General features: G+C 67.0%; 22 protein-coding genes and 1 tRNA gene. 10 read left to right on the forward strand and 13 right to left on the reverse strand.

Features of this window, described 5'->3' with window-relative positions:
* Positions 1 to 133: 133 nt before the first annotated feature.
* The 6 genes from LT965_RS00140 to LT965_RS00165 all read right to left on the reverse strand — a co-directional run bounded on the left by LT965_RS00140 (position 134) and on the right by LT965_RS00165 (position 6,030).
* On the reverse strand, positions 134 to 910 hold the full coding sequence (locus LT965_RS00140) for an ABC transporter permease (RefSeq protein ID WP_349292038.1): 777 nt from the start codon (positions 908 to 910) through the stop codon (positions 134 to 136).
* On the reverse strand, positions 901 to 1,692 hold the full coding sequence (locus LT965_RS00145; RefSeq protein ID WP_232701988.1) for an ABC transporter permease: 792 nt from the start codon (positions 1,690 to 1,692) through the stop codon (positions 901 to 903). Before LT965_RS00145 ends, LT965_RS00140 begins: the two co-directional genes overlap by 10 nt.
* Positions 1,693 to 1,694: 2 nt before the next feature.
* The gene (locus tag LT965_RS00150) at positions 1,695 to 2,492 is read right to left on the reverse strand and encodes an ABC transporter ATP-binding protein (protein WP_232701989.1); all 798 of its coding nucleotides are present in this window, start codon (positions 2,490 to 2,492) and stop codon (positions 1,695 to 1,697) included.
* 293 nt (positions 2,493 to 2,785) lie between these two features.
* Entirely contained in the window at positions 2,786 to 4,978 is a 2,193-nt protein-coding gene (locus LT965_RS00155; protein ID WP_232701990.1) for an LUD domain-containing protein, read from the reverse strand.
* Positions 4,975 to 5,484, reverse strand: a complete 510-nt coding sequence (locus tag LT965_RS00160) for an LUD domain-containing protein (protein ID WP_232701991.1) — start codon at positions 5,482 to 5,484, stop codon at positions 4,975 to 4,977. Before LT965_RS00160 ends, LT965_RS00155 begins: the two co-directional genes overlap by 4 nt.
* A 60-nt stretch (positions 5,485 to 5,544) precedes the next feature.
* Positions 5,545 to 6,030 carry a universal stress protein gene (locus LT965_RS00165; protein WP_232701992.1) on the reverse strand — a complete coding sequence of 162 codons (486 nt, stop codon included), beginning with the start codon at positions 6,028 to 6,030 and terminating at the stop codon, positions 5,545 to 5,547.
* A 169-nt stretch (positions 6,031 to 6,199) separates the two neighbouring features.
* Between LT965_RS00165 and LT965_RS00170 the strand changes: the two genes are divergently transcribed.
* The 6 genes from LT965_RS00170 (at position 6,200) to LT965_RS00195 (ending at position 14,018) form a co-directional block, all read left to right on the forward strand.
* Positions 6,200 to 6,688, forward strand: a complete 489-nt coding sequence (locus tag LT965_RS00170) for a DUF3237 domain-containing protein (protein ID WP_232701993.1) — start codon at positions 6,200 to 6,202, stop codon at positions 6,686 to 6,688.
* A gap of 581 nt (positions 6,689 to 7,269) precedes the next feature.
* Positions 7,270 to 8,502 (forward strand): amino acid ABC transporter substrate-binding protein, encoded by a 1,233-nt coding sequence (locus LT965_RS00175; protein ID WP_232701994.1) that lies wholly within the window; start codon positions 7,270 to 7,272, stop codon positions 8,500 to 8,502.
* A 197-nt stretch (positions 8,503 to 8,699) separates the two neighbouring features.
* A complete protein-coding gene (locus LT965_RS00180; RefSeq protein WP_232701995.1) occupies positions 8,700 to 10,640 on the forward strand; it encodes a 3-hydroxyacyl-CoA dehydrogenase/enoyl-CoA hydratase family protein in 1,941 nt (646 codons plus the stop codon).
* On the forward strand, positions 10,640 to 11,833 hold the full coding sequence (locus LT965_RS00185) for a thiolase C-terminal domain-containing protein (protein WP_232701996.1): 1,194 nt from the start codon (positions 10,640 to 10,642) through the stop codon (positions 11,831 to 11,833). Before LT965_RS00180 ends, LT965_RS00185 begins: the two co-directional genes overlap by 1 nt.
* Entirely contained in the window at positions 11,830 to 12,381 is a 552-nt protein-coding gene (locus LT965_RS00190) for a Zn-ribbon domain-containing OB-fold protein (RefSeq protein ID WP_232701997.1), read from the forward strand. Before LT965_RS00185 ends, LT965_RS00190 begins: the two co-directional genes overlap by 4 nt.
* 2 nt (positions 12,382 to 12,383) lie before the next feature.
* Complete coding sequence (locus LT965_RS00195) at positions 12,384 to 14,018, forward strand: long-chain fatty acid--CoA ligase (protein ID WP_232703601.1); 1,635 nt, start codon at positions 12,384 to 12,386, stop codon at positions 14,016 to 14,018.
* 15 nt (positions 14,019 to 14,033) lie between these two features.
* Here LT965_RS00195 and LT965_RS00200 read toward each other — a convergent pair whose 3' ends face one another.
* The 4 genes from LT965_RS00200 to thyX form a co-directional block, all read right to left on the reverse strand.
* Positions 14,034 to 14,561, reverse strand: coding sequence for a winged helix-turn-helix domain-containing protein (locus LT965_RS00200; protein WP_232701998.1), 528 nt, complete (start codon positions 14,559 to 14,561; stop codon positions 14,034 to 14,036).
* 90 nt (positions 14,562 to 14,651) lie between these two features.
* Positions 14,652 to 14,726 (reverse strand) — tRNA-Glu (locus LT965_RS00205).
* Between the two features lie 88 nt (positions 14,727 to 14,814).
* Positions 14,815 to 17,307 (reverse strand): efflux RND transporter permease subunit, encoded by a 2,493-nt coding sequence (locus LT965_RS00210; protein ID WP_232701999.1) that lies wholly within the window; start codon positions 17,305 to 17,307, stop codon positions 14,815 to 14,817.
* Positions 17,308 to 17,646: 339 nt separating this feature from the next.
* Positions 17,647 to 18,390: an FAD-dependent thymidylate synthase gene (gene thyX / locus LT965_RS00215; RefSeq protein ID WP_232702000.1), complete on the reverse strand. Its 744-nt coding sequence runs from the start codon at positions 18,388 to 18,390 to the stop codon at positions 17,647 to 17,649.
* Between the two features lie 84 nt (positions 18,391 to 18,474).
* Here thyX and LT965_RS00220 point away from each other — a divergent pair, with 84 nt between their 5' ends.
* On the forward strand, positions 18,475 to 18,813 hold the full coding sequence (locus LT965_RS00220) for a cupin domain-containing protein (protein ID WP_232702001.1): 339 nt from the start codon (positions 18,475 to 18,477) through the stop codon (positions 18,811 to 18,813).
* A gap of 62 nt (positions 18,814 to 18,875) precedes the next feature.
* Positions 18,876 to 19,451: an MBL fold metallo-hydrolase gene (locus LT965_RS00225; protein ID WP_232702002.1), complete on the forward strand. Its 576-nt coding sequence runs from the start codon at positions 18,876 to 18,878 to the stop codon at positions 19,449 to 19,451.
* On the opposite strand, the gene LT965_RS00230 is transcribed toward LT965_RS00225, so the two are convergent.
* Positions 19,448 to 19,714, reverse strand: coding sequence for a DUF5827 family protein (locus LT965_RS00230; protein ID WP_232702003.1), 267 nt, complete (start codon positions 19,712 to 19,714; stop codon positions 19,448 to 19,450). The genes LT965_RS00225 and LT965_RS00230 overlap by 4 nt on opposite strands.
* Before the next feature lie 92 nt (positions 19,715 to 19,806).
* Here LT965_RS00230 and LT965_RS00235 point away from each other — a divergent pair, with 92 nt between their 5' ends.
* The gene (locus LT965_RS00235; protein WP_232702004.1) at positions 19,807 to 20,256 is read left to right on the forward strand and encodes a DUF7522 family protein; all 450 of its coding nucleotides are present in this window, start codon (positions 19,807 to 19,809) and stop codon (positions 20,254 to 20,256) included.
* Positions 20,257 to 20,284: 28 nt separating this feature from the next.
* Here the strand turns inward: LT965_RS00235 and sod are convergent, their stop codons facing one another.
* The gene (gene sod, locus LT965_RS00240; RefSeq protein ID WP_232702005.1) at positions 20,285 to 20,887 is read right to left on the reverse strand and encodes a superoxide dismutase [Mn]; all 603 of its coding nucleotides are present in this window, start codon (positions 20,885 to 20,887) and stop codon (positions 20,285 to 20,287) included.
* Positions 20,888 to 21,035: 148 nt separating this feature from the next.
* Here sod and LT965_RS00245 point away from each other — a divergent pair, with 148 nt between their 5' ends.
* Positions 21,036 to 22,199 carry an MFS transporter gene (locus LT965_RS00245; protein WP_232702006.1) on the forward strand — a complete coding sequence of 388 codons (1,164 nt, stop codon included), beginning with the start codon at positions 21,036 to 21,038 and terminating at the stop codon, positions 22,197 to 22,199.
* Between the two features lie 4 nt (positions 22,200 to 22,203).
* Here LT965_RS00245 and LT965_RS00250 read toward each other — a convergent pair whose 3' ends face one another.
* On the reverse strand, positions 22,204 to 23,844 hold the full coding sequence (locus LT965_RS00250) for an alkaline phosphatase D family protein (RefSeq protein ID WP_232702007.1): 1,641 nt from the start codon (positions 23,842 to 23,844) through the stop codon (positions 22,204 to 22,206).
* Positions 23,845 to 23,879: the final 35 nt, after the last annotated feature.

Raw genomic sequence — 23,879 nt, forward strand, 5'->3', positions numbered from 1 at the left:
GGTCGCTTTTTCGCGGTTACCGTCGCCTCGTAGCGACTACTCTCGCGGTTCTCGGTGACACCCTCCGGACCCGAGGGTTGCACTGTCGTCGTCAACTCCGCGCCGAAGAGAACAAAGCGAAGACTGCGGCCGCCTACGTCCAGCGCAGGAGGCGGCTCCGGGCGAGCCGGAGCAGGCGGTCGAGGCCGAGGCCGACCAGCATGATAGCGATGATGGCGGCGTACGTCTGCGTCGATTGGAACGACCGGACGCCCTCGATCTCGAGGGCACCGAGGCCGCCGCCGCCGGCGATCATCTCGAAGACGAACGTGATGATGAGCGACAGCGGGAGCGCGATCTGGAGGCCGGTCATGATGCCGGGTGCCGCCGCCGGCAGGATGACCCGCCGCACCAGGTTCCAGTCGCTCGTCCCCATCATCCGCGCTGCCCAGACGAGGTTCTTCTCGACCTGTCTGGCGGCGTCACGGGCGTTCACCGCGACCGGCCAGAACGTGCCGACCGCGACCATGATGATCTTCGACGTGTCGCCGATGCCGAACCACAGCATGAACACCGGGATGAGCGCGATGATGGGTACCGGGTAGCCGATCTTGATGATCGGGTCGAAGAACCAGTCGACGACGTCGTTGCGCGCGCTGAGGACGCCGACGGCCACGCCGAGGATGGAGGCGATGGCGAGTCCGAGGAACGCCCGTTTCAGCGTCAGGTAGGCGTTCTCGAGCATCTCGCCGGACGCCGTCAGGTCGACGAATCGGGTGAGGACGTCCGACAGCGGCGGCAGGAAGTAGTAGTGGATGTACCCCATCTGGGTGACGACCTCCCAGAGCACGAGGATGATGACCAGCGAGTACACCGACTTCGCGATATTGACGACCGAGGAGCCGTCGAACTGGTCGGTGCTCACGCCCATGCTAACACCCGTTCACGGAGGATCTCGAAGCCACGCACGGCGAAGTACGCGATCGCGGAGATGATCACGATGTTCGCGAACATCACCGAGTAGTTGCCGACCTGACCGGCCGTCAGGATGAGGTAGCCGATGCCCATGTCCGAGGCGATGAGTTCGGCGCTCACCAGCGCGATGAACGCGATTGGAATCGCCTGCCGGATGCCGGTGAGTATCTCTGGGATGGTCGCGGGGATGACGACCTTCCAGAATAGCCGTCTGCCGTCGGTCCCCATCATCTTCGCCGCCCACACCAGGTTCTTGTCGACGTTCTCCGCCGCGTTGTACGCGTTCAACACGATCGGCAGTAGACAGGCCAGGAACACGATGAGCACGGCCGTCTCGGTGCCGACGCCGAGCCAGAGGATGGCCAGCGGCACGAGCGCGGTCTTCGGAATCGGGTACGTGAGGGCGAGCAACACCTCGAAGAAGTTCTCGACGGGGTCGAGTCTGGCCATCCCGATGCCGAGCAGCACGCCGATCGCGATGGCCAACGCCAGACCGACGCCGATGCGCGTCAGCGACGTCGAGAGGTGGGAGAACACGTCGCCGCTGGCGACGAGGTTCTGTATCTCTCCCGCGACGATGGTCGGCGACGGCAGGATAGCTGCTGGCACCGCCGTCCCGCTCGCGTACTCCCAGAGGAGCGTGAGGATGACGAGCGGAATCCAGTCGAAGACGAACTGCCCCGCACGCTGGACGGGTGCGGGGACGGCGTCGAACGACCGGACGGTCACGTTGCTCACGGCTACCGTTGCACCTCGGGTTGTGTCTCCTCCCGGAGGGACTTCCAGACGGTGTTCTTCGTCTCGTTGAACTCGTCGCTGGTGATGATCTCCTCGCGGGACTGCGAGCGGTCGAGGTCGACGTCGGTCACCGTCTTCTTCGTCCCGGGGTGGCGGGTCATCACCATCACCCGGTCGGAGAGGTAGACGGCCTCCTCGACGTCGTGGGTCACGAAGACGACCGTCTTGTCCAGGTCACCCCAGATGTCGATGAGCTGGTCCTGGAGCGCCTCGCGGAGCGGCTGGTCGAGCGCGCCGAACGGCTCGTCCATCAACAGGATCTTCGGCTCGTACGCGAGGGTGCGCGCGAGACCGACCCGCTGTTTCATCCCGCCGGAGAGCTCCTTGGGGTAGTTGTCCTCGAAGCCGCTGAGGTCCATCATGTCGATGTACTTCTGGGCGGTCGAGCGGCGCTCCTCCTTCGGGACTCCCTGTTCCTCGAGCCCGTAGGTGACGTTCTCCATGACGGTCCGCCACGGGAACAGTGCGTAATCCTGGAAGACGACGCCCCGGTCGGTTCCGGGGCCGTCGATGGGGGTGCCGTCTACCTCGATGGTGCCGGATGTCTCCTCGAGGAAGCCCGCGACGAGGTACAGCAGCGTACTCTTCCCGCAGCCACTGGGCCCCACGATGCTGGCGAACTCGCCGCCCTCGATGTCGAAGGAGAGGTCCTCGACCGCGACCGTGCGTTCCGCGCCGTCGTCGTACACCTTCTCGAGGTTGGATATCGAGACGTGTCCGTCGAGGGTGCGTTCAGTCATCTGCCTGGTTCGGGGAGCAAAAGGAGGGTGCTGTCGGCCACTCGCCTCGGTCAGTTCCAGCGGACACCGCCGTCAGGCGCCTCACCCCGGTGTCCCCCTGCGTCTGCATCCCACGCTCACTGTGGTGGTGTGTCACAGTGAAGTTGAGGTAGTAGCCGTATAAAAAATTTTCCCGATTGGCAAGCCTGCAATGGTCTGTACGGCCGTTTCAGTCAGTACGTGTATTGCGTGTTCGAAGCGGTCACCGACCGAACAGGAACCCAGGTGGTGCTGCACGGCCGGTGGCTAGCTACTCACTCGGGCGCCAGCAGTTCCACCGGGTGCCGGTTGCCGCGGGCGAGCAGTCCGGCGAGTTGCTCCTGGCAGGACGCCCCGCTGGCTACGACTTCGCGGTCGGCCGTCTCCTCGGCCTCGAACTGGTCGCGCAGCGTCCCGCCGACGTCCACGGCGAGTTCGTAGTACTGGGACTTGTAGCCGAAACTGCCCGCCATCCCGCAACACTCCACGTCCGAGGTCACCACGTCGTAGCCCACTCGCTCGAGGACCGCCTCCGTGTACACGTCCAGACCGAGCGTGCGCTGCTGGCAGTGGCTGTGGTACGCGACGTCGCCGCCGCCCGCGAGCGCGTCGGCGTCAGCGCCGTTCTCCAGGAGTCCGTAGACGTACTCGAGCACCTCGTAGCTGTGCTCGGCGAGGCGCTCGGCGCGGTTCGCCGGGAGGAGCCGTTCGTACTCGTCGCGGAACGCCGCTAGGTCCGACGGTTCGACGACCACGACGTCGCGGCCGTCGTCGAGGTACGGGTCGAGGCTGTCCGCGACGCGGCGGGCGTTCCGGCGTGCCGTCGCGATCATCCCCTGGGAGAGCGGCGCGCGTCCGCTCTCGTGGCACGACGCCACGGCGACGTCGACGCCGAGCGCTTCGAGGGTTCTGACGGCGGCCTTCCCGCGGTCAACGAGCACGTAGTTCGTGTACGCGTCCGGGTAGAGCACGACCTCGCGGTCGGCGTCGCCCGCGGTGTCCAGCGGTTCGCGCGACGCGAACCAGTCGCGGAGCGTCTCACGCTGGAACTCCGGGAGGTCGCGGCGCCGGTCGACGCCAGCCACCCGGTCCAAGAAGGCACGACTCGGTCCCCAGTCGGCCAGCCAGTTCGAGACCGGTGCAGTCGCGCTCCCGAGTCGCGCGAGCGTCCCGAAGTTCCCGAACAGGCGCTTCTGGACGTCGACGCCGCCGGGGTCCGCGTCAGGCGTCAGACCTTCGACCAGCCAGTCGAACTCCTGGTCTGTGCCGCGGTTCAGGCGGTCTCGGACGACCGTGTTGATCCACGGGATGTCGATCTTCACGGGACAGGCGTTCACGCAGCGCGAACAGCCAGTACAGAGGTCGTTGAACTCCGCGGCGCGGTCCATGCCGTGGACGCCGGCCTCCCAACCGGTGGCGATGCCGCCGGTGTACGTCTCGCCGCCGAAGGCGTGTCCGCCGACGTGCTGGAAGTTCGCACACGAGTTCGCACACGCGCCACACCGGATACAGTACAGCGTCTCGCGGAGGTCTTCGTCCTCGCGCATCTCCGTCCGGCCGTTGTCGAGGAGGACGAGGTGGAACTCGCGGTTGTCGGTCGCGCCGTCCAGCGGTTCGTCGGGCTTCTCGAAGTCCACGACCGGCGAGTCCACCGGCGGGGAGAGCAAGGACAGGTAGGTGGCGATGTCCTGTCCGCCGGCGGCGCGCGCGATGAGTTCCGCGAACGGGGGGAACTCCGCGACGCTCGGGATTAGCTTCTCGACGCCCGCGACGGCGACGTGCGTGTCCGGCGTCACCGCGCACTTGCGGGCGTTGCCCTCGTTCGTCACGAGCGCGATGGTACCGGAGTCGGCGAACACGAAGTTCGCGCCAGTCATCCCCACGTCCGCGTCACGAATCTGCTCGCCCACGTGGTCGCGCGCGAACTGCGTCAGGTCCGTCGCCGTCTCCAGGGGGACGTCGGGGTCGAACTGCTCGTTGAACAGGGTCGCGATCTCCCCGGTTGACTTGTGGAACGCCGGCCCGACGAGGTGGGATGGGGCCTCGTCGGCGACCTGGATAACGAACTCGCCGAGGTCCGTCTCGCAGACCTCGACGCCGACCGCCTCGAGCGCCTCGTTGACGTCTATCTCCTCGCTGGTCATCGACTTCGACTTCGCGACGGCGTCGGCGCCCCGGTCCTCGACCACGTCGGTGATGTACCGGTTCGCGTCCGCCGCGTCGTCGGCGACGTAGACGGTGCCACCGTTCGCCTCGACGCTCTCCCGGACGGTCTCGACGAGTTCCGGGAGGCGCTCGATGGCGTCCTCCTTGATGCGCCGGGCCTCGCTCCGGAGTTCCTCGATGTCGTCGCGGTGGGAGTTCGCCTCCAGGCGCCCCGCGTTGACGTGTGTGGTGTTCTCGAAGACGGCGTCGCCCTCGGTCGCCAGGAGGTGTCGGATGCGGTCGGCCTTCTGTCGCCGGCTCATCGGTCGGTGAGGACGACGGCGTGGACGGTCTGTGGCCCGTGGACGCCGGTGACGAGTTCCCCCATGTCCGCCGTGGCGCTCGCACCCGTCGCGAGGACAGCGGAGTCCCGGCCCGCCGCGAACTCGTCGCCGAGCCACGAGGCCACCGAGCGCACGTCCTCGTAGAGGTCGCTAGCACGGACGACGCCGACGTGCGTACGCGGGTAGAGACTCACGGGTTCGGTGCCGGCCTCGTCGGCCTGGACGACGAACGTCCCGTACTCGACGATGCCGGCGTGGACGCGCGTGACGCCGGTTTCGGCCTCGTCGAGCAGTCGCGGCGTCGGCGGGAGTTCGACGATCGTGTCGTCGAGTGAGACGCCGTCGATGCCCAGCGGTGTGCCGACGGCGGGAGCGTCGACCACGTCGTCGAGGACCGCCTCGAAGTCGGCGGCCGTCGTGCGCGTGCAGTCGACGTCGGCCGTGGAGAGCGCGGCCGCGAAGCCGTCTACGGTATCCGTTCCCATTGCACACACATTGGACCGAGACCGGGTTTATCTCTACCGGTCAACGGTAGTGATGTTCGTTCACTCCTCGGTCATCACAGTGACCACGGGGACGTCGGCGTTGAGGAGGAAGGACTGGGTCGCGCTGCCGAAGACCGCCTTCCCCACCGGCGTGCGCTTGCGGCCGCCGACGACGAGGAAGGTGGGGGCCCGTTCGTCCGCGATGTCGAGTACCTCCTGGACGGCTTCACCGACGCGCCCGACGTACGTCACTGCCTCGGGGAGGTCGTCGACGGACTGCTCGGTGACGTCACGTGCGACGCCCCGGGCGTCCCGCTGTGCCTGGTCGATGGAGTACGACGTCTCGGCGGCGGACTGGCCGTACTCGGTCCCCGACGGGAAACTGAAGTCGCCCGACGACCCGTCGTCGGCGCGCGTCTCGTACGTCTCCTGTGCCATCACGTGGACGACCACGAGTTCTTCCCCGTACTGGCTCGCCAGGTCGGCGCCGACCTCCGCGACCCTGTCTGGAATCTGCTCGCCGTCGACCGCTGCGACGATGGTCATACCCGCCCTTTCGGGCGAGGCTACAAAAGCGTACGTCACGAGCCCAGACGTCGGGAAACGACGCCGTCCTCGGCGTTAGCGCGCGTGGCGGTTCGTCGGCACGGTGTCCGTCTCGACGCTCTCGAACCCCGGCACCAGCTATTTACTGAACGGCGCGGATACGGGAGGTATGGCCGGGACTATCGACGAACACGAGAACGAACACCTGACACCGTCGCTCGAACACGTCCTCGACCTCGACATCGAAGTGGCCGAACCCATCGTCGTTGGCGAGACGGGGGACGGTGAGCGACGGATCATTCAGATCACCGACGGCACGGTCTCCGGCCGGGTCGACGGCCACGTCCTCCCGGGCGGTGCAGACTACCAGTTGTTCCGGGAAGAGCGACCGACCGAACTGGTGGCGAAGTACGCCTTCGAGACGGACGCGGGCTCCCGAGTGTACGTGGAGAACCGGGGCATCCGCGTCACGGACCCCGCGGACAGCAGGCGACTCCGCGACGGCGAAGCGGTCGACCCCGAGGACGTCTACTTCCGGTCGGTGCCGGAGTTCGAGACGGCCGACCCAGATCTCGAATGGCTCTCGGAGAGCGTCTTCGTCGCGACCGGGGTGCGCCAACCCTACGGCGTGAAACTCGCGGTGTACCGGGTCGGCTGAGCGGCGCAGGGTCCTCGACCCGGGCCTAAGTTTGTATCGTGAAAGAGAGAACTCGTCTTTCAACTAAGAAAAATAACTGTTTTGGACGCTGGGATTGGCCACGTGTCGACGCCATCACCTTCACCCTCGATCTGGAAAGAAACCTGCGTATTCCAGTGGTTTAGGCCTTCGAGTGCTGGATGATAGGAACGAGAGCTCGAGGACGAGGATCAGTCACGAAGCCGGCAGATTAGATCGCCTGAAGAGATAAAAACCTACCTCTGCGCCTTTGTCGGGGCTGTATTTCCGTTCTGGCTGACTCCCCCTCGCGAAGGCCACGACACCCGCCGCTCTGCAGAATTACCAGTTTTCGATGTATACTTTCAGATTTATACTTCCGGGTAGACCGCAGTGATCAGAGACGACTCGAAGTAGCCGTGTCGTGGAACGCACGCCGACAGTGCGCCACCCCACAGAGGGAATCACCTGTGTACGAAATTGCCACCACGTGCTCGGTGTTGGTAACCGTCTACACAGTATTCACTTACAAACCGTCGCAATAAACGGCAAATTTTAACAACGTGTTCGAGTGAAGTGGTTGTATGCGTACGTTTGACAATGACACGAGTCGGCGGTCGTACCTGAAAGCTGCGGCCACGGCTGGGACACTCGGCCTAACGGGGCTCTCAGGCTGTACCGCGTTCGGTGGCGGTGGTGGCGACTCGGGGACGATAACCGTCGCTGCAGCAGTGCCCGAGACTGGTCGGCTGTCGTCCGTCGGCAACGAGATGCTGCGCGGCTACGAACTCGGCGTCGACCTGATCAACGAGAACGGCGGCATCGACGACCGGGAGCTCGAACTCGTCGTGAAGGACGACGAGAGCGACCCGACGCGGCTCCGCCAGGTCCTCCAGGAGACGCTCAGCAACAACGACGTCCAGATGATCTGGGGGAGCTTCTCCAGCCCGCTCGTGATGGCTGGGAGCGCCGTCGCGGAGAACGAGGGACTGCCGTTCCTCGCCGTGGCGACGTGCTACCAGCAACCGCTGATGGACGGCTCGAAGGAGTGGACGTACACGCCGTTCCCGAAGACGCGGGACGTGACGAGGGCGACGACCGGAATGCTGGAGCTGATCCCCGAGGAGGACCGCCCTCAGACCGTCGGCATCTGGGAGGAGAACTCCGGGTGGGGGAGCGAGATGGCCGAAGCCTGGGACACGAAGCTCTCGGAGGCCGGCTACGACGTTGGGATGCGAGAGACGTACAACTCCGGCAACCAGGACTTCTCGACGCTCATCTCGCAGGCCGAGAGCGCCGGCGTCGAGGCGCTCGTCGCGTGCCCCCAGCCACCGGACGGCATCACCGCGATGAACCAGCTCAACAACAGCGGCTACACGCCCGATTTCATCGAGTTCGTACGCGCCTCGGACCCGCAGGCGTGGTGGTCGGCCCTCGGCGAGGCCGGCAACTACGTGACGATGTGTCCGGGGTGGGCGCCGGGCATGACGGGGAACGGCAACGAGGAACTGCTCGAGTCCTACGGCGAGAACTACGACGACGGCACGCCCCGGGTCATGGTCGGCGTCGGCTACAACCTGGTCCAGACGGCCGAACAGGCCCTCGCGAACTCCTCGGACGTCGAACCCGAGGCAGTCCGGTCCGCACTCGACGACAACGAGTTCAACACCGTCATCGGCGACTTCGGGTTCGACGAGTACGGGATGCCCGAGGAGGGCCAGTTGTCCGCCGCGAGCGCGCAGTGGTGGGACGGCGAGCAGCAACTCGTCTACCCCCAGACGGGGAACGCCGCCGAACTCAAGTTCCCCATCGAGTAACGTCTAGACGCGGTCCGTCGAAGTAGCCGTCACGGACCGGGCAGTTCGCTCCGGCCACGACTGGTCGACCGCCGGAAACGGACGTCTGTTCTGTCCGACAGCCACCGCCGAATCGAATCATTAGTTAAGCTAACAGCCCCTTTTGGTAAACAGAGTAACCAACAGTTTAAGTATCGCTGTTAACTTTATTCTAGACGATGGTAGAACGTGACACAGAGACCGTGGCCGTGCTCGGTGCGGGGAGCATGGGCCACGGCATCGCCGAGATCGCCGCCATCGCTGGCTACGAGGTGGTGCTTCGGGACCTGGAACCGGAACTGGTCGAGGACGGACTCGAGGAGGTCGAGTGGAGCCTCGGCAAACTCGCGGAGAAGGGCAAAATCGACGAATCGGCCGAGGACGTACGCGCCCGGATGCGTGGCGAAACCGACCTCGCGACGTCCGTCGAGTCCGCGGACCTCGTCGTCGAGGCGATTCCCGAGGACCTCGACCTGAAGAAGCAGACGTTCGCGGAAGTCGACGAACACGCGCCGGACCACGCCATTCTGGCGTCGAACACGTCCGGACTCAGCATCACCGCCATCGGCGCGGCGACGGACCGTCCCGAGCAGGTGGTGGGCACGCACTTCTTCAACCCGCCCGTGAAGATGGACCTCGTGGAGGTCGTCCACGGCGAGCAGACGAGCGACGCGACCCTCGACACCGTCCACGAGTTCGTCGACGACCTCGGGAAGCGCGCCATCGACGTCAGACGCGACGTCCACGGCTTCATCGTGAACAACGTCATGCTGCCGTTCATGGAGGAGGCTGCGTGGATGCTCTCGGACGGCGACACCACGGTCCAGCAGGCCGACGCCGCGATGGTGTACAGGCGCGGCTACCCGATGGGGCCGTTCGAGCTCGCCGACTACACGGGCATCGACATCGCCTACCACTTCCGCGAGGACACCCACCTCGACTCCCCGCCGACCATCGCCGAGAAGGTGGAGAACGAGAATCTCGGGAAGAAGACCGGCCGGGGCTTCTACGACTGGGAGGCCGACGGCCCCGACTACGAACCCGGCGATGGCGAGGGCTTCGACACGCTCCGCGTCGAGGCCCGGATGGTCAACGAGGCGGCGCGTCTCGTCGGCGACGACGTGGCGACGCCCGACGACATCGACCTCGGGAGCCGCCTCGGCGCGCGGTTCCCGGAGGGCGTCTGCCGACTCGGCGACCAGATCGGACTCGACGCGGTCCTCGAGAGACTACGCACGCTCCACGACGAGACCGGCGCCGAGCGCTTCGAACCGGCCGACCACCTCGTCGAACTCGTCGACGACGGGCGGACGGGCGTCGACGCGGGCAAAGGTTTCCACGACTACCGCGGTGACGGCCCCTACCAGTACATCAACAGGACCATCGACGACCGCGGCGTCCTCGAGATAGAGTTCGACCGCCCCGAACGGCTCAACGCGTTCTCCGAGACGATGTTCGGGGAGGTCGAGGCCGCCCTCGAGAACGCCGACACCGACGAGGTGTCGTGTGTCGTCTTCTCTGGCGCCGGCGACGACGCGTTCAGTTCCGGGGCGGACATCACCGGCTTCATGACCGCGTCGCCGACCGACCTGATGGAAGTCGACGAGACCATCGTCGCCATCGACACGTTCGAGCGACCGACGGTCGCGGCCATCGACGGCTTCTGTCTCGGCGCGGGCTTCGAGATCGCACTCGCCTGCGACCTCCGGGTCGCCACCGAGAACTCGACGTTCGGCTCCCCGGAGATCAACCTCGGGCTCATCCCGGGCGGCGGCGGTACCCAGCGCCTGACCCGCATCGTCGGGGAGGGCCGCGCGAAGGAACTCGTCTTCCGCGGAGAGCAGATCTCCGCCGAGCGCGCCCACGACTGGGGGCTCCTCAACCGGGCGGTCCCGGACGAGGAGTTCGAGGAGACCGTCGCGGAGTTCGTCGCCGACCTCGCCGACGGCCCGTCGACGGCACTGAAGGTCGCCAAGCGCGTCATCGACGACGGCCAGGACACGAGCCTGCAGGCCGGCCTCGACGCCGAGAGCCAGGGCTTCGGCCTCCTGACGACGACCGACGACATGGTCGAGGGCGTCACAGCCTTCAGGGACGACCGCGAACCGGAGTTCGAGTGATGACCCGGAACGCAGCAATCGTCGGCGGTGGACACGCGGACTGGGGCGAGCGGGCGGCCACCTGGAAGGACCTCGCTCAGGAGGCGGGGAAGGCAGCCTTCGACGACGTCGACGGCCTCGGCCCCGAGGACGTCGAGGGCCTGTTCGTCGGCGCGGTCCAGCCCGAACGCTTCGCGTTCCAGAGTCACGTCGCGCCGCTCGCGGCGGAACTGCTGGGCATCGACGTCACGAAGATGATCTCGCGGACCGAACTGGCGTGCGCGAGCGGGCAGGCCGCGCTGCGGTACGCGTGGCTCGCAATCGCCGCGGGGCAACTCGACGTCGCGCTCGTACTCGGCGTCGAGAAGATGCACCTCGGCGACGGCCACGTCGAGGAGATGCAGGCGAGCATGACCAACGTGCTCGACCGGGAGTTCGACGGCGTGAACGGCCTCAACGCCCCGTCGTTCTTCTCGATGTTCGCCCAGCGGCACATGCATGAGTACGGGACGACCCGCGAACAGCTCGCGAAGGTGAGCGTGAAGAACAAGAACCACGCCGCGAACAACCCCTACGCGCAGTTCCAGCAGGAAGTGGACGTCGACGACGTCCTGGACTCGTACCCCATCGCGCCGCCGCTGTGTCTGTTCGACTGCAGCGGCATCACGGACGGCGCCGCCGGCCTCCTGCTCGTCAGCGAGGAGAAGGCCCGCGAACTCACGGACACCGCGGCCTACGTCACGGGCAGCGGCCAGTCCTGCATGGCGGCCAACTCCATCAACAACCTCCCGTCGTTCTCGGCGTGGCCCCAGGCCACGGTGGCCGCCGAGGAGGCCTACGACCAGGCCGGCATCGACGACCCCGTAAAGGAACTGGACGTCGCGGAGATCCACGACTGCTTCTCTATCAGCGAGATCATCGAGTACGAGGACCTCGGCTGGGTGGAGAAGGGTGAGGGCGGCCAGTTCGTCGAGGACGGCCGCAGCGAACTCGACGGCGACATCGCCGTCAACCCGCGGGGCGGCCTGCTGGGCTGTGGCCACCCGCTGGGCGCGACCGGCGTCTCACAGGCGCTCGAAGTGTACAAGCAGTTCGCGGGCGAAGTCGAGTCCGCACGACAGGTGCCCGACAGCCCGGAGACGGGGCTCATCCACAACCTCAGCGGGAGCGGCTCCGTCCACAGCGTCATGACACTCGCGAGGGACCCACGATGACCGACACACACGACGAGACCGACACGCGACCGGACGGCGGCGAGTCGGCGGGTGACAGCAACGGCTCGCCGCGTCGCTCCGTCTCGATTCCCGACAGCATCGAACTCCCGCGCCTGCTGGACTTCTACGACCTGCAGGACGCCGACCACACGCGCATCCACGAGTTCTACGACCGACTCCGCGAGGGGTCGCTCTCGACGACCCAGTGCGAGGACTGCGGGGCGACGCACTTCCCGCCGCGGGTCGTCTGCCCGGAGTGCACGAGCGACGACGTAGAGTACGTCTCCCTCCCCCACGAGGGGACGCTGTACGCATTCTCGACGGTGCGCGGGAGCGGCCCGCTCGGGATGACCGACGACGTGCCGTTCGTCACGGGCGTCGTCGACCTCGACGGCGTCGACGTCCGACTGTCGGCGCGTATCGACGGTGCGGAGTACGACGACCTCTCCATCGGCGACCCGGTGGAACTCGAAGTCGTCGACATCGACGGCCCGACCGACCAGCACCGGGTGTTCTACCGGTTCCGTCCGCGGGGTGAGACAGCGTGACGATGGACTACGAACTGACGATCACGAAGTTCCTGGAGCGCGCGAACGACCTCTTCGACCACAAGGAGATCGTCACCGCGCTCCCGGACGGCAGCACGCACCGCTACACGTACGGCGACGCCTACGAGCGCATCAGCCGGCTCGCCCACGCCCTCGACGACTACGGGATGGAACCGGGCGACCGTTCGGGCGTGATGGCGGTCAACCACTTCCGCCACTACGAACTCTACTTCGGGCCGTCGTGTAGCGCGCGCAGCATCCACATGGTGAACCACCGGCTCCCGGAGCACCACCTCGTCGAGATAATCAACGAGGCCGAAGACCGGCTGATGTTCGTCGACCCGCAGTTCGTCGACAACCTCGAAGCCATCGCGGACGACCTCGACACCGTCGAGCAGTACGTCGTTCTCGGTGACGAGAGCGACGTGCCCGAGACGTCCCTCGAACCGGTGACAGACTACGAGTCGTTCATCGCGGGCTACGACACAGACTACGAATGGCCCGAGATGGACGAGGAACGCGAGAGTGCGCTCTGCTACACGTCCGGGACGACCGGACTCCCGAAGGGCGTGCAGTACACCCACCGCGGCCAGTTCCTGCACACGATGATGCATAGCCACGTCGACGTCTTCGCCGTCAGCGAGTCCGACGTGGTGATGCCGGTGGTGCCGATGTTCCACGTCAACGGCTGGGGGTTCCCCTACACGACGACGTTCACGGGCGCGAAGATCGTGCTCCCGGGTCAGCACACCGACCCGGACGAACTCATCCCCATCATCCAGGAGGAGGACGTCACAATCGCGGCCGCCGTCCCCACCGTCTGGATGGAGGTCGACCGCATCATCGAGGCGTCCGACGACATGGGGCCGGAGGTCCTCGACAGCCTTCAGGACGTGCTCATCGGCGGTAGCTCACCCCCCGAGTCGCTCATCCGGAAGTTCGACGAGGTGTACGAGGCACCTATCGGCCAGGGGTACGGGATGACCGAGGCATCACCGCACCTCGCGAACACGCTGATGACGACGGAGGTCCAGGAACTGCCCGAGTCCGAGCAGGACCGCCTCCGCATGAAGGCGGGCGTGCCGGCGCCGGGCGTGAAGATTCGGCTCCGCGACGAGGACGACGAACCCGTCCCCCACGACGGTGAGAGTCCCGGTGAGGTCCACGCGCGAGCGCCGTGGCTCGCGGGGGAGTACTACGAGCGTCCGGAGGCGACTGAGGCGTCGTTCAGCGACGACGGCTGGTTCCGCAGCGGCGACGTCGCTACGCTCGACGAGTACGGCTACCTCGACGTCGTCGACCGCCTCGACGACGTCATCAAGAGCGGCGGCGAGTGGATCTCCTCGATCGAACTGGAGAACGAACTCATCGGCCACGACGGCGTCGAGGAGGCGACCGTCATCGGTGTGCCACACGAGAAGTGGCAGGAGCGTCCCGTCGCGCACGTCGTCACGGCCGACGGCGTCACCGTCGAGGACCTCCGGGCCCACCTCCTCGAGCAGTTCCCGAAGTGGTGGCTGCCCGACCGCTTCGAGTTCGTCGAGGCGGTGCCGAAGACGACCACCGGGAAGTTCGACAAGAAGGCGCTCGTCGAGCAGTTCGAGTCCGAGCACGGGTCGCTTCCCGTCGAAGACTGACGGCGAGGGCGCCCGCTAGAATTTCCGGTTGTTCTCCGGGTCGAGGTTGTCGAACAGTTCGGGGCTCGCGCCGAACTCCAGGACGTTCGTCATCACCGACGTCCGGACGTTCAGTACGGTCTTGCCGTGGTGTTTGTAGAACTCGTGGAGCCACCGCTCGCCGTGTTCGCGCGTTGGGAACAGCATGATGGACTTCCACTGGTACTCGCCGTCCGAGAGGAAGTACAGCAGCGTGTGTTCGTCGTCGCGGATGTGCTCCATCGTCCCCCGCCACTCCTCGGCGAAGTACTCGGGGTTGAACTTGAACTCGAACAGTTCGAAGACGAAGTACTCCTCATTGGGCACGATCGCCTCCCGGAAGACGCCGGACTCGCGCATGTTCCGGATGGACTCGTTGACGGTGACGTACGAGACGTCGATGTCGTAGTCGGCCTCCAGGATCTCCGCGAGGTCGCGGGAGGAGATGCTGGGGTCCGTCGCGAGTTCGCGGAGGATGTAGATGTCCCGCTCCTTGAACTCGTAGGCCGGTGTGTCGTTCGCCATGGCGCTTCGTTGCCGAGTAGGCGTGTTAAGCGTCGTGATTTCTGGACGAGTGGTGAGTCGTGACTGTCCCGTGGACCTCCCGCAGAAGAGTGCTCCGTCAGGGATTCGAACCCTGGTCCTTGCCGTGAGAGGGCAAGATGATTGGCCGGACTACACCAACGGAGCGCGTCACTCCTCCGTAGCTTGGGTGTACAAATAACGGTTTCGTCTCGCACCGCGTGTGCCACCGCCTGACGGGTCCGAGCACCGCGAGTTACGCACTCCCGGCTGGGGCGTCGCGCACGCGCTTGCTCCACTCGTACAGCAGGCTCGGGAGGACGACGACGCTCACGACGAACGAGAGGCCAAGCGCCAGCACGACGAGCGTCCCGAAGCTCTGGAACTGCGGGTGCGGGTGGAGCAGGAGCGCGGAGAACGCGCCGGTGGACGTGAGCGTGCTCCCGAGGAGCGCACCGCCGGTTCCGGTGAGGGCTTCGCGGAGCGCCGGCGTGGTGTCCTTGCCCGCCCGGAGTTCGTGGACGAACCGGTCGGTGACGTGGATGCTGTAGTCGATGCCGAGACCGACGACGAGACTCAGTAGGAGCGCGGTGAGCAGCGTCAGGGGGACGTTCAGGACGTACATGCCGCCGATGACGAGCGCCGTGACGAGTGCGACGGGGAACGCGGTCACGGCGCCGAGCGTCGCGCTCCCCTCGGAGACGCGGTAGATCACGACGAGGAGCGCGGAGACGGCGACGAGCGCGACGACGAGCGTCCGGAGGATGCTGGACGCGATCTGAGCGAGTTCGGCGGTGGTGACGGTGGCTCTGCCGACGGCCGTGGCGGAGACGCCGTCGCTCTCGTCGACGACCGATTCGGCGGCGCGCATGGCGTCGTTCCGGGTGTCTGCGGTCGCCGTGGCGTCGATGGGGACGATGACGCGGAGCGACTGGTACTCGCCGTCTCGCCGTTCGACGACGCGACTCGCCGCGTCGGGTGCGGTGGCGTACAGTGCGTCGTAGACCGCGTCGACGTTCCGGTCGGGGACGCCGTCGCCGTCCGTGTCGGCGTCCGCGAGGACGCCGGCGAACTCGTCGTCCTGCGCGGCGACCGACTGCATCACCGAGACGGGGGACTGGTAGGGGACGCCGTCGCCGCGCGAGAACACCGCCTCGGAGTCCGCGAGGTCGGACTTGGCGGTCTGGAGCGAGGCGAGCGCGGCGTCGTCGGTCACTTCACCCTCTACCAGGAGGTAGGAGACTACCCTGTCGGACTCGTCGACGCTCCGGTAGTGGGCCGCGACGTAGTCGTAGTTGGTCCGCGGTTCGGGGACCTCCCAGGCCAGAGGCTCGGGGAGGTTCTGCTTCCAGTCGGCGGCCTCGTCGGTCTGGGACTGGTAGGCTTGCTTGTCGAGTTGCGTCCACGCGACCGCGCCGACGCTGCCGAGCACGACCGCGACGACGATGACGACGGGGGCGGCGCGGCGCGCGAGCGTGGCGCCGCTGGCGAGCAGGGACTCGAGCGCGCCGGACTTCCCGAGTGGCTGTTTCCGGCGGTCGAGGCCGATTCGTTCGAGCAGGCGGTCGATGGTCACCTTCAGCGCGGGGACGAACGTGACGAAGAGGACGAACGCTGAGACGACGCCGAGCGTGATGCCGACCGCGAGGTTCCGGACGACGGTGACGTCGTTGGCGGCGTTCGAGAGGAAGCCGATTGCTGTGGTCACCGTGACGAGTCCGAGCGCGACGGCGACGGACGACAGCGATCGCGTCATGGGTTCGCGGATGTCCTCGCCGTCGCCTCGCTCTTCGCGGTACCGCATGAAGACGTGGAGGCCGTAGTCGACGCTCAGCCCGACGATGAGGACGGGGCCGATGACGAACGTGCTGCCGGCCGAGACGCCGAGCCAGCCGAGGATGCCGAACATCCAGAGGACGGAGAGGACGACGCCGGTGAACCCGACGAGGATGTCGACGAGGTCGCGGTAGGCGAACGCGAGCACGGCGAGGATGACCGCGAGCGCGACGGGGAGGATGAGCGTCGTTACGTTCTCCATCGCCTGGTCGTTGTAGACGTTCTGGGCGTGCTCGCCGAGGGTGAAGAACTCGGGGTTGGATCGGTCGGCCGCCTGCTCGTAGAGCACGCGCTGTGCGTCGGTGAACGGAGTCCCCTCGGTGTCCGTGCTCCCCGCGAACCGGAACACCATCCTGCTACTCTCGGCTTCCGCCGTGCCGGGTTCGTACTCGTTCGGGAGCAACTGGAGCGCCGGCGAGTCCGCGGTGAGCGTGCGCTCGACGAGCGCGCGGAGTTCCTCTCTGTCGGTCGCTTCGAGCGCCGCGATCTGCTCGTCGAGGGACGCCGACCGGTCGCCGGCCGCGGCCGTCGCGACGTAGTTCGCGACGCCGACGGTGGGGCGCTCGTCGGCCGTGACCGACGCGACTGCGTCGTCCGCGAGGGCGTCGCGCTGGAAGCGCAACGCTTCGAGGAGCGCGGCCTTCGAGAGGACGTTGCCGTCCTCGTCGCGGACGTAGACGACCCGTGTGGTCGGACCGTCGTCCACTGCCTGGTCGCCGTAGTGCGTCTGGATGTACTGCTGTTTCTGTGCGACTTCCGTGTCGCCGGTCGTGTCCCCGGCGGCCTCGCTCTCCGTCTGGAGGTGGGAGATGCCGGCCACGACGCCGGCCGACACGACGAGGGCGAGGACGACGACGAGGACGTTGTGCTCGGTGACGAAGTCGACGACGCGACCGAGTGCGCGCCGCATCATGGCGCCGTCACCTGCGTACTACTGGCTCGTCTCGACCGGTCGACTGTGGGCGACCCGTGGTGGCCGCCGCTGCGACGTCTCTCCGTGCGGGGGTCCATACTGCGCAGGAGACAGGTCAGTTTTAAAAGTGTTTCCAGAAGCCACGTTCTGTGAGACGACTATCACGCCGGCGTAGCGGCCCTCTGACCCGTGCTCACTGTTGACACTCGTGGGTGGTTGACGTGACAGTTCACTCCGAGTGTCCGCATCGTAGTGTAGGTGCAGACGGGGGAGCGCGGAGTTCAGCGGCGTCGTCGAGGAGAGGGGCGTTGTCGAACGGCTGGCGGCGTACGTGGGTACTCAGGGCGCGAGACGGTTCTTCCGGTGTTTCATCTCCGCCTCGTAGTAGTCGAAGGTGTGCGGGCACCACTCCGCTGCGAGGTCGAGGAGCTGTTCGGTCAGGTCCCGGATCTCCCACTGGGCGTCCGCCGCGGCCCGCATGTCCGCGACGTGCATCAGGGAGCGCGGGTTGAGGGTGACCACGACGTTCACCTCGGTGCCGATGGGGAGGACGAACCGCGCGTCCTCCGGCGGCATGCCGAGGTCGAGCAGTTCCTGGTAGTCCTCGACGGACTGCCGGACCGACCGCCTGAAGACCGCCTCCCGTTCCTCGATGGTCGCCGCGTTGACGTCGCTGTTCTTCTGGTTGCGACCCACCCAGTCGGGGTCGATAGCCGAGGGTGGTGTGACAACCATCTCGCCCTCCTCGACGTCCGCGGGGTCGACGTCGTCGAAGGCGACGTAGCGCATCGACTGGACGTCGAAGCTCGCGTGACGGTGGCGGGTGAGCTGGGCCATACAGGACCGGCTCATCCCCTCGATGGCGAACGTCGCGCTCGGGTGTTCGAACGGCCCGTAGTGGCCGCGCTTCAGGAGCTTCGCGAGGAAGTTCGCCTTCTGGTCCTCGATGGTGTCTCCGTCGACGCCGGCCATGGCCTCGTCGAAGGACTGGTCGCCGACCCAGTCGCTCATGTAGTCGTTTCGTGCCCCCCGGCAGATGAGTTCCTCCGGGTTGTCGGTTGCTTCGAGGAGGCGCACTCGCATACTGTCGAGGTCTGTCCGCCGCGACACCAAAAACGCTCCGACCCCGCCGCCAACACGAAGTGTCCCAGACAGCTACTAGCCCGTATGGCGTACCAGAAACAGTCGCTCGTGGACGCCGAATCGATGCTCCCGGACGACGCACGGGCGGAGATGTTCGCGCTCAAGGACGCCCTCGACACGTCGGAGGTGGCGTTCACCGTCTACGCGATGGAACCGGGTTCGGTGGGGATGGAACACGACCACACGCACGACGACCAGGAGGAGGTGTACTACGTGGTCACGGGCGGCGTCGACGTCGACTTCGGTACGGAGACGGTCCCCCTGGAGGAGCGCGAGGCCATCCGCATCGACCCGGAGGAGGAGCGCCAGATCCGCAACCGGGACCACTACTCGGAGCTCGTGCTCGTCGGCGCGCCACGGTGACGGCGGCCGGTCCCGCCGCATTCGGCCAGAAACGTCTAAGTCGCGGCCGTCGTAGCGATTGCATGGTCACGAATCTCTCTGCTGGAGTGGACGCGTTCACGAGCAACGCGTTCCTCGTTCCTGGCGAGCGGACCGTGCTCGTCGACACCGGCGCGAACTTCGACGTCGTCTCCGGGATTCGCCAGCGACCGGAACGCCTGGACGCCGTCGTCGTCACCCACCCACACCCCGACCACGTCGGCAACCTCGACGCGGTGAAGCAGGCCTTCGGCGTCGACGCGTGGGGGTTCGACGCGAGTAACGATGGCGTCGACCACGAACTCGACGACGGCGAGACCGTCACTCTGGGCGACCACGAGTACGAGGCGCTCCACACGCCCGGCCACGAGCCACACCACCTCTGTTTCTACTCGGCGGACGCGGGCGTGCTGTTCTCCGCGGACCTCATCTTCCAGAACGGGAGTTTCGGTCGAACGGACCTCCCGGGCGGCGACCGCCGGACGCTCCGGGAGAGCATCGAACGCGTTCGCGACACGGTCGACGACGACCTCCACGCGATGCACCCGGGCCACGGGCCGAGCGTGACCGAGGACGCGTACGCGGACGTCGAACTCGCCGCGCGGACGGCCCAGTTCTAGGTGTCGACGCCGTAGAAGCCCGGTTCGTCGTCGTCGCGAGGTTCGGCGACGACGAGGTCGTCGCTGTGGAACATCACCCACGGAATCGCCCAGTCGAGCAGGACGTTCTCGACGTCCTGGCCGATGTCCTCGTCCGGGTCGAGGTCCTGGAGGAGGCGGGCGATCTCGTACACGGTGTACAGTTTGTCCTCGTCGAGGAGTTCCGCGGGCGTGTAGAAGTCACAGGGGTACAGCGAGTCGAACTCGTCCTTCGGGACTGGCATAGCACAACTGCGTGCGGTGCGAGCAAAAAAGCCCCGATGGCCGGGGGAACGTTTTTACCACCGTCTCGTCCATCCATGAGCAAGCCGTTTGTATGACAGGCAAGGACACGCAGCCCCCGTCGGACCTCAGTGAGGCCAAGTCGGCGCTCGTGGACGCGATCCGAGGACGACTCGGCGACAACCTCCGTGACGTCTGGGTGCTCGACGAACGCACGCAGGAGCCGCTGTACCTCCGGCCGGACGTGGCCGACCGCGTCTCAGACATCGACGTCGAGAAGTTCCTCGACAACGAGCGGTACGGGTTCGTCACCCGCCAGACGTACAACCTGCTCCACTACTCGGAGTTCCGCTACACCCACCGCGGCTTCGACACGTGGGAACTGTTCCGTACGTTCGTCGTCGGTGAGTCGACGCAGGTGGGCGTCGTCGTGGGCGTGGACCCGGACGGCGACTGCTGCGACTTCGGCGCGCTGACCGACGTCATCTGGGAACTCGGCGAGACGTACGGCGCCGCGTCGCTCGCACCGGTCGCTACTGAGTGACGCGAAAGAAAACGGGTGGTCGGCGCGGCTACTCGTGTTTCGAGACGGTCTTCTCGAGGTTCTCGGCGACGTCGTCCCAGTCGACGACCTCGAAGAAGGCGTCGACGAAGTCGCCGCGCTTCGGGCCGTAGTCGTAGTAGTAGGAGTGCTCCCAGACGTCCAGCGCCAGGATCGGGTGCGAGCCCCAGAGCGCGCCCTGGTCGTGCTTGTCTACGGCCAGGTTACGCAGCTGCTTGGCCACCGGGTCGTAAACGAGGAGCGCCCAGCCACCGGCGGCGGACGCTGCGGCCTCGAACTCGCCCTTCCAGCCCTCGTAGGAACCGAAGTCCTCCTCGATGCGGTCGGCGAGTTCACCGGACGGCTCGCCGCCGCCGTTCGGGCTCATGTTCTCCCAGAACATCGTGTGGAGGTAGTGGCCACAGCCGTTGTGGGTGACGCTGCTCAGTGCGCCGGCCGTGCTGCCGTACTCTCCGGACTCGCGGTTCTCCGCGAGCGTCTCCTCGGCGCTGTTGAGGCCGTTGACGTACCCCTGGTGGTGGGTGTCGTGATGCCACGTGAGCACCTGTTCGCTGAGGTGCGGTTCGAGGGCGTCGTAGTCGTAGGGAAGCGGCGGTAGTTCGTGTTGACTCATTGTGCTATCACCAGGGTGTACAACACGGGGTATCGTGTTAAAACTTGGTGGAATCCACGACAACTGGTACCACAGAATACCGGCAAGAGCCGCCGTCTGCGTGTGGTTTGGATGAGTGGCGATAGTTCTCCGAACGAGTGACTCTTCGATGAAGTCGTGGCGGAGCGTCGGACTCGTGACGGGCTGGCAGCTCACCGCGAGTCTCGCGTTCTACGCCATCTTCGCGGCGACCGCGTTCGTCCGCGACACGTTCGGCGTCTCCCGGGCGATGACCGGCGTCACCATCACTGCGATCATGCTCGGCTACACCGTGTTGCTGTTCGGTGCGGGGGCGGCCGTCGACGGGTACGGCGAACACCCGGTGATGGTCGTCGGCCTGCTCGGGATGGCCGTCGGCGCGGCGGGCGTCGCGTACGCCTCGACGTTCCCACTACTGCTCGGTGCGCTCGTCGTACTCGGCCTCGCGTACGCCAGCGCGATGCCGGCGACCAACCGCGCGATCGTCGTGGCGTCGCCCGAGGGCCGTCGCAACCTCGCGATGAACGTCAAGCAGGTCGGCGTCACCGCCGGCTCCGGACTCGCCGCGGTGCTCGTCACGGGGATCGCGGCGACCCGGTTCGGCTGGCGCGCCGGCTTCCTCGTCGTCGCCGGCATCGCCGTCGCCGTCGCCGCGGCGTTCGCCGTCGGCTACGAGGGCACGACGGGGTCGGAGACGCTCGAACTCCCGGACGTCCGCGGGTTGCTCGACGACGGCGCCTACCGCGGCCTCGTCGCCGCCGGCTTCTTCCTCGGCGCCGCAGTGTTCACGACGACCGGGTACGTCGTCCTCCACCTCACGGAGTCGGTCCGCGTCGCGGCCGGGTTCGCGGGTGCCGTCCTCGCGACTGTCCAGGTGACGGGGAGCGCCGGCCGCCTCGTCGGCGGCGAACTCGCCGACCGCATCGGCGGTCCACCGGTCCGCGGGCCGGCGCTCGTCCTGACCGCCCAGGCCGCACTCTCGGCGGCGTGCTTCCTCGTCATCGTCGTCGCCGACGCTCCGCTGGCTGCCGCCGCGGCGTTCGCGCTGCTCGGCCTGTTCATCCTCGGATTCCCCGGCGTCTACTACGCGACGATGACGGCCATCGTCGACGACGACGAGGTCGGTGCGGCGACCGCCGGCGGACAGACCTCGCTCAACCTCGGTGGACTCTCCGCACCGCCCCTGTTCGGCCTCGTGGTCGACTCGTTCGGCTACGACCTGGCGTGGACGCTCGTCGCGATCGTCGCCCTCGTCGCCGCCGTCGTCCTGTGGACGCAGGTCTCGCGCGGCTGAGGAGTCAATCGCGGCGCTGGAGGACGTCGCGGCCGGCCGGTACCCGGTACTCGGTCAGGCGCTCGCGGGGGGCGTCACTCGCGGACACGGACTTGGGGACAGCGTAGGCCGTGTAGGTCGCTTCCTCGGGGGTGAACTCGACGGTCGCGTACCCCCAGTGGTGGCTGTCGAAGAACGACACGTGGGGGTTCTCCTGGCGGGCGGCCCGTCCGACCAGCTCGGCCGCCAGGTCGGTGGCCGGCAGGTCCAGCGTCTCCTGGAGGTTCGGACTCGACACCGCCGGCACCACGAACTCCACGCCGACCGGTTCCGAGTCGTCGTCGTAGGTCGGGTGGAGGTGGCCCACGGCACAGGAGTGCAGGTCGCCGGTGAGCGCGACCGCGTTCTCGGCGGCCGCGAGGTCGCGGGCGACCGACGCGCGCTCCTCCTCGTAGCCCGCCCACGAGTCCGCGCTGTACGCCGCCGCGCCGCGGACGTCGACGTCGAGGTCCATGTGGACGATCTCGTTCGCCCACGCGGTCCAGGTCGCGTCCGAGCTACCGACCTCGTCGGCGAACCACGACCGCTGGCGCTCGCCCAGCACGGTCGGCGTGCCGTCCGGGCCGCTCGGCTGGTCGGCTACCGACGTCGCGAGCGGCGTCGGCAGTTCGCCGTCGGGCGGTGCGGACCGGAACAGGCGCTCGTCTGTCACCACGAGGTCGAGGAGGTCGCCGAACCGGAACGACCGGTAGAGCCCCAGGGAGTCCACCACGTCGGCGTCCGGGTCGTAGCGGACACGGGCCGGCGTGTACTCCCACCACGCCCTGATGCCGGCCGCGAACAGCGACCGCATGAACGCCTCGTCGTCGTTGCGCGGGTGTGCACCGTCGCCGGCGTACGGTCGGTCGTCCCGGTAGCTGTAGAACCGGTCGTTGACGATCTCGTGGTCGTCCCACGTGGCGATGGCCGTGTGCGCTTCGAACGCTGCCTGTAGGGCGCGGTCCGTGCGGTAGGTGCGGTGGAGGTGCCGGAAGTCCGCGAGACTGCTCGCGATCGCGTTCCCGCTCGGCAGGTCGATGTCGCGGCCGGCGTACTCGGACGGCCCGCCGTGCTCGTAGACGAAGTCGCCGAGGTGGAGGAGGAAGTCCACGTCGTCGTCGGCGACGTGGTGGTACGCGCCGTAGTAGCCGTTCCGGTAATCCTGACACGTACAGAGCGCCAACGAGACGCTGTCGGGCGACGCGTCCGGTTCCGGCAGTGTCCGCAGACGGCCGGCCGGCGAGACGCGGCCGTCGTGCTCGAACCGGTACCAGTACGTCCGGTCAGCGTTCAGTCGGTCGTCGAGGTCGGCTTTCACGGTGTAGTCGCGGTCCGCGCTCGCGGTGCCGACGTCGTAGAACCCGACGGGGAACTGGAAGGCCTCGTCGCGGGCGACCGTCAGCGACACCGGGTCGCCGTCGCTGTGGGCGGTCGGACTGAGGCGCGTCCAGACGACGGCGCCGGAGGGCGTCGGGTCGCCGCTCGCGACGCCCTGCGGGAACGCCTCGCGGTCCGGCGGCCCGGTAGCAGCACTGCGGTCAGTCGGCGACGCGTCGACCGTCGGTGGAACGAGCACACTACCGGCGGCGAGACCCAGCGATTCGAGGAGTCGGCGACGGCTGGGCATGCGTACAGCGATGCCCGCCGTCGACGTTTGTAATG

The sequence above is a fragment of the Halobacterium wangiae genome (assembly GCF_021249345.1).
Taxonomy (GTDB): Archaea; Halobacteriota; Halobacteria; order Halobacteriales; family Halobacteriaceae; genus Halobacterium; species Halobacterium wangiae.

Coding starts and splice junctions, on each gene's coding strand:
- LT965_RS00140 (WP_349292038.1), bottom strand. CDS start 910: ATGGGCGTGAGCACCGACCAGTTCGACGGCTCCTCGGTCGTCAATATC.
- LT965_RS00150 (WP_232701989.1), bottom strand. CDS start 2,492: ATGACTGAACGCACCCTCGACGGACACGTCTCGATATCCAACCTCGAG.
- LT965_RS00155 (WP_232701990.1), bottom strand. CDS start 4,978: ATGAGCCGGCGACAGAAGGCCGACCGCATCCGACACCTCCTGGCGACC.
- LT965_RS00160 (WP_232701991.1), bottom strand. CDS start 5,484: ATGGGAACGGATACCGTAGACGGCTTCGCGGCCGCGCTCTCCACGGCC.
- LT965_RS00165 (WP_232701992.1), bottom strand. CDS start 6,030: ATGACCATCGTCGCAGCGGTCGACGGCGAGCAGATTCCAGACAGGGTC.
- LT965_RS00170 (WP_232701993.1), top strand. CDS start 6,200: ATGGCCGGGACTATCGACGAACACGAGAACGAACACCTGACACCGTCG.
- LT965_RS00175 (WP_232701994.1), top strand. CDS start 7,270: ATGCGTACGTTTGACAATGACACGAGTCGGCGGTCGTACCTGAAAGCT.
- LT965_RS00180 (WP_232701995.1), top strand. CDS start 8,700: ATGGTAGAACGTGACACAGAGACCGTGGCCGTGCTCGGTGCGGGGAGC.
- LT965_RS00185 (WP_232701996.1), top strand. CDS start 10,640: ATGACCCGGAACGCAGCAATCGTCGGCGGTGGACACGCGGACTGGGGC.
- LT965_RS00190 (WP_232701997.1), top strand. CDS start 11,830: ATGACCGACACACACGACGAGACCGACACGCGACCGGACGGCGGCGAG.
- LT965_RS00195 (WP_232703601.1), top strand. CDS start 12,384: ATGGACTACGAACTGACGATCACGAAGTTCCTGGAGCGCGCGAACGAC.
- LT965_RS00200 (WP_232701998.1), bottom strand. CDS start 14,561: ATGGCGAACGACACACCGGCCTACGAGTTCAAGGAGCGGGACATCTAC.
- LT965_RS00210 (WP_232701999.1), bottom strand. CDS start 17,307: ATGATGCGGCGCGCACTCGGTCGCGTCGTCGACTTCGTCACCGAGCAC.
- thyX (WP_232702000.1), bottom strand. CDS start 18,390: ATGCGAGTGCGCCTCCTCGAAGCAACCGACAACCCGGAGGAACTCATC.
- LT965_RS00220 (WP_232702001.1), top strand. CDS start 18,475: ATGGCGTACCAGAAACAGTCGCTCGTGGACGCCGAATCGATGCTCCCG.
- LT965_RS00225 (WP_232702002.1), top strand. CDS start 18,876: ATGGTCACGAATCTCTCTGCTGGAGTGGACGCGTTCACGAGCAACGCG.
- LT965_RS00230 (WP_232702003.1), bottom strand. CDS start 19,714: ATGCCAGTCCCGAAGGACGAGTTCGACTCGCTGTACCCCTGTGACTTC.
- LT965_RS00235 (WP_232702004.1), top strand. CDS start 19,807: ATGACAGGCAAGGACACGCAGCCCCCGTCGGACCTCAGTGAGGCCAAG.
- sod (WP_232702005.1), bottom strand. CDS start 20,887: ATGAGTCAACACGAACTACCGCCGCTTCCCTACGACTACGACGCCCTC.
- LT965_RS00245 (WP_232702006.1), top strand. CDS start 21,036: ATGAAGTCGTGGCGGAGCGTCGGACTCGTGACGGGCTGGCAGCTCACC.
- LT965_RS00250 (WP_232702007.1), bottom strand. CDS start 23,844: ATGCCCAGCCGTCGCCGACTCCTCGAATCGCTGGGTCTCGCCGCCGGT.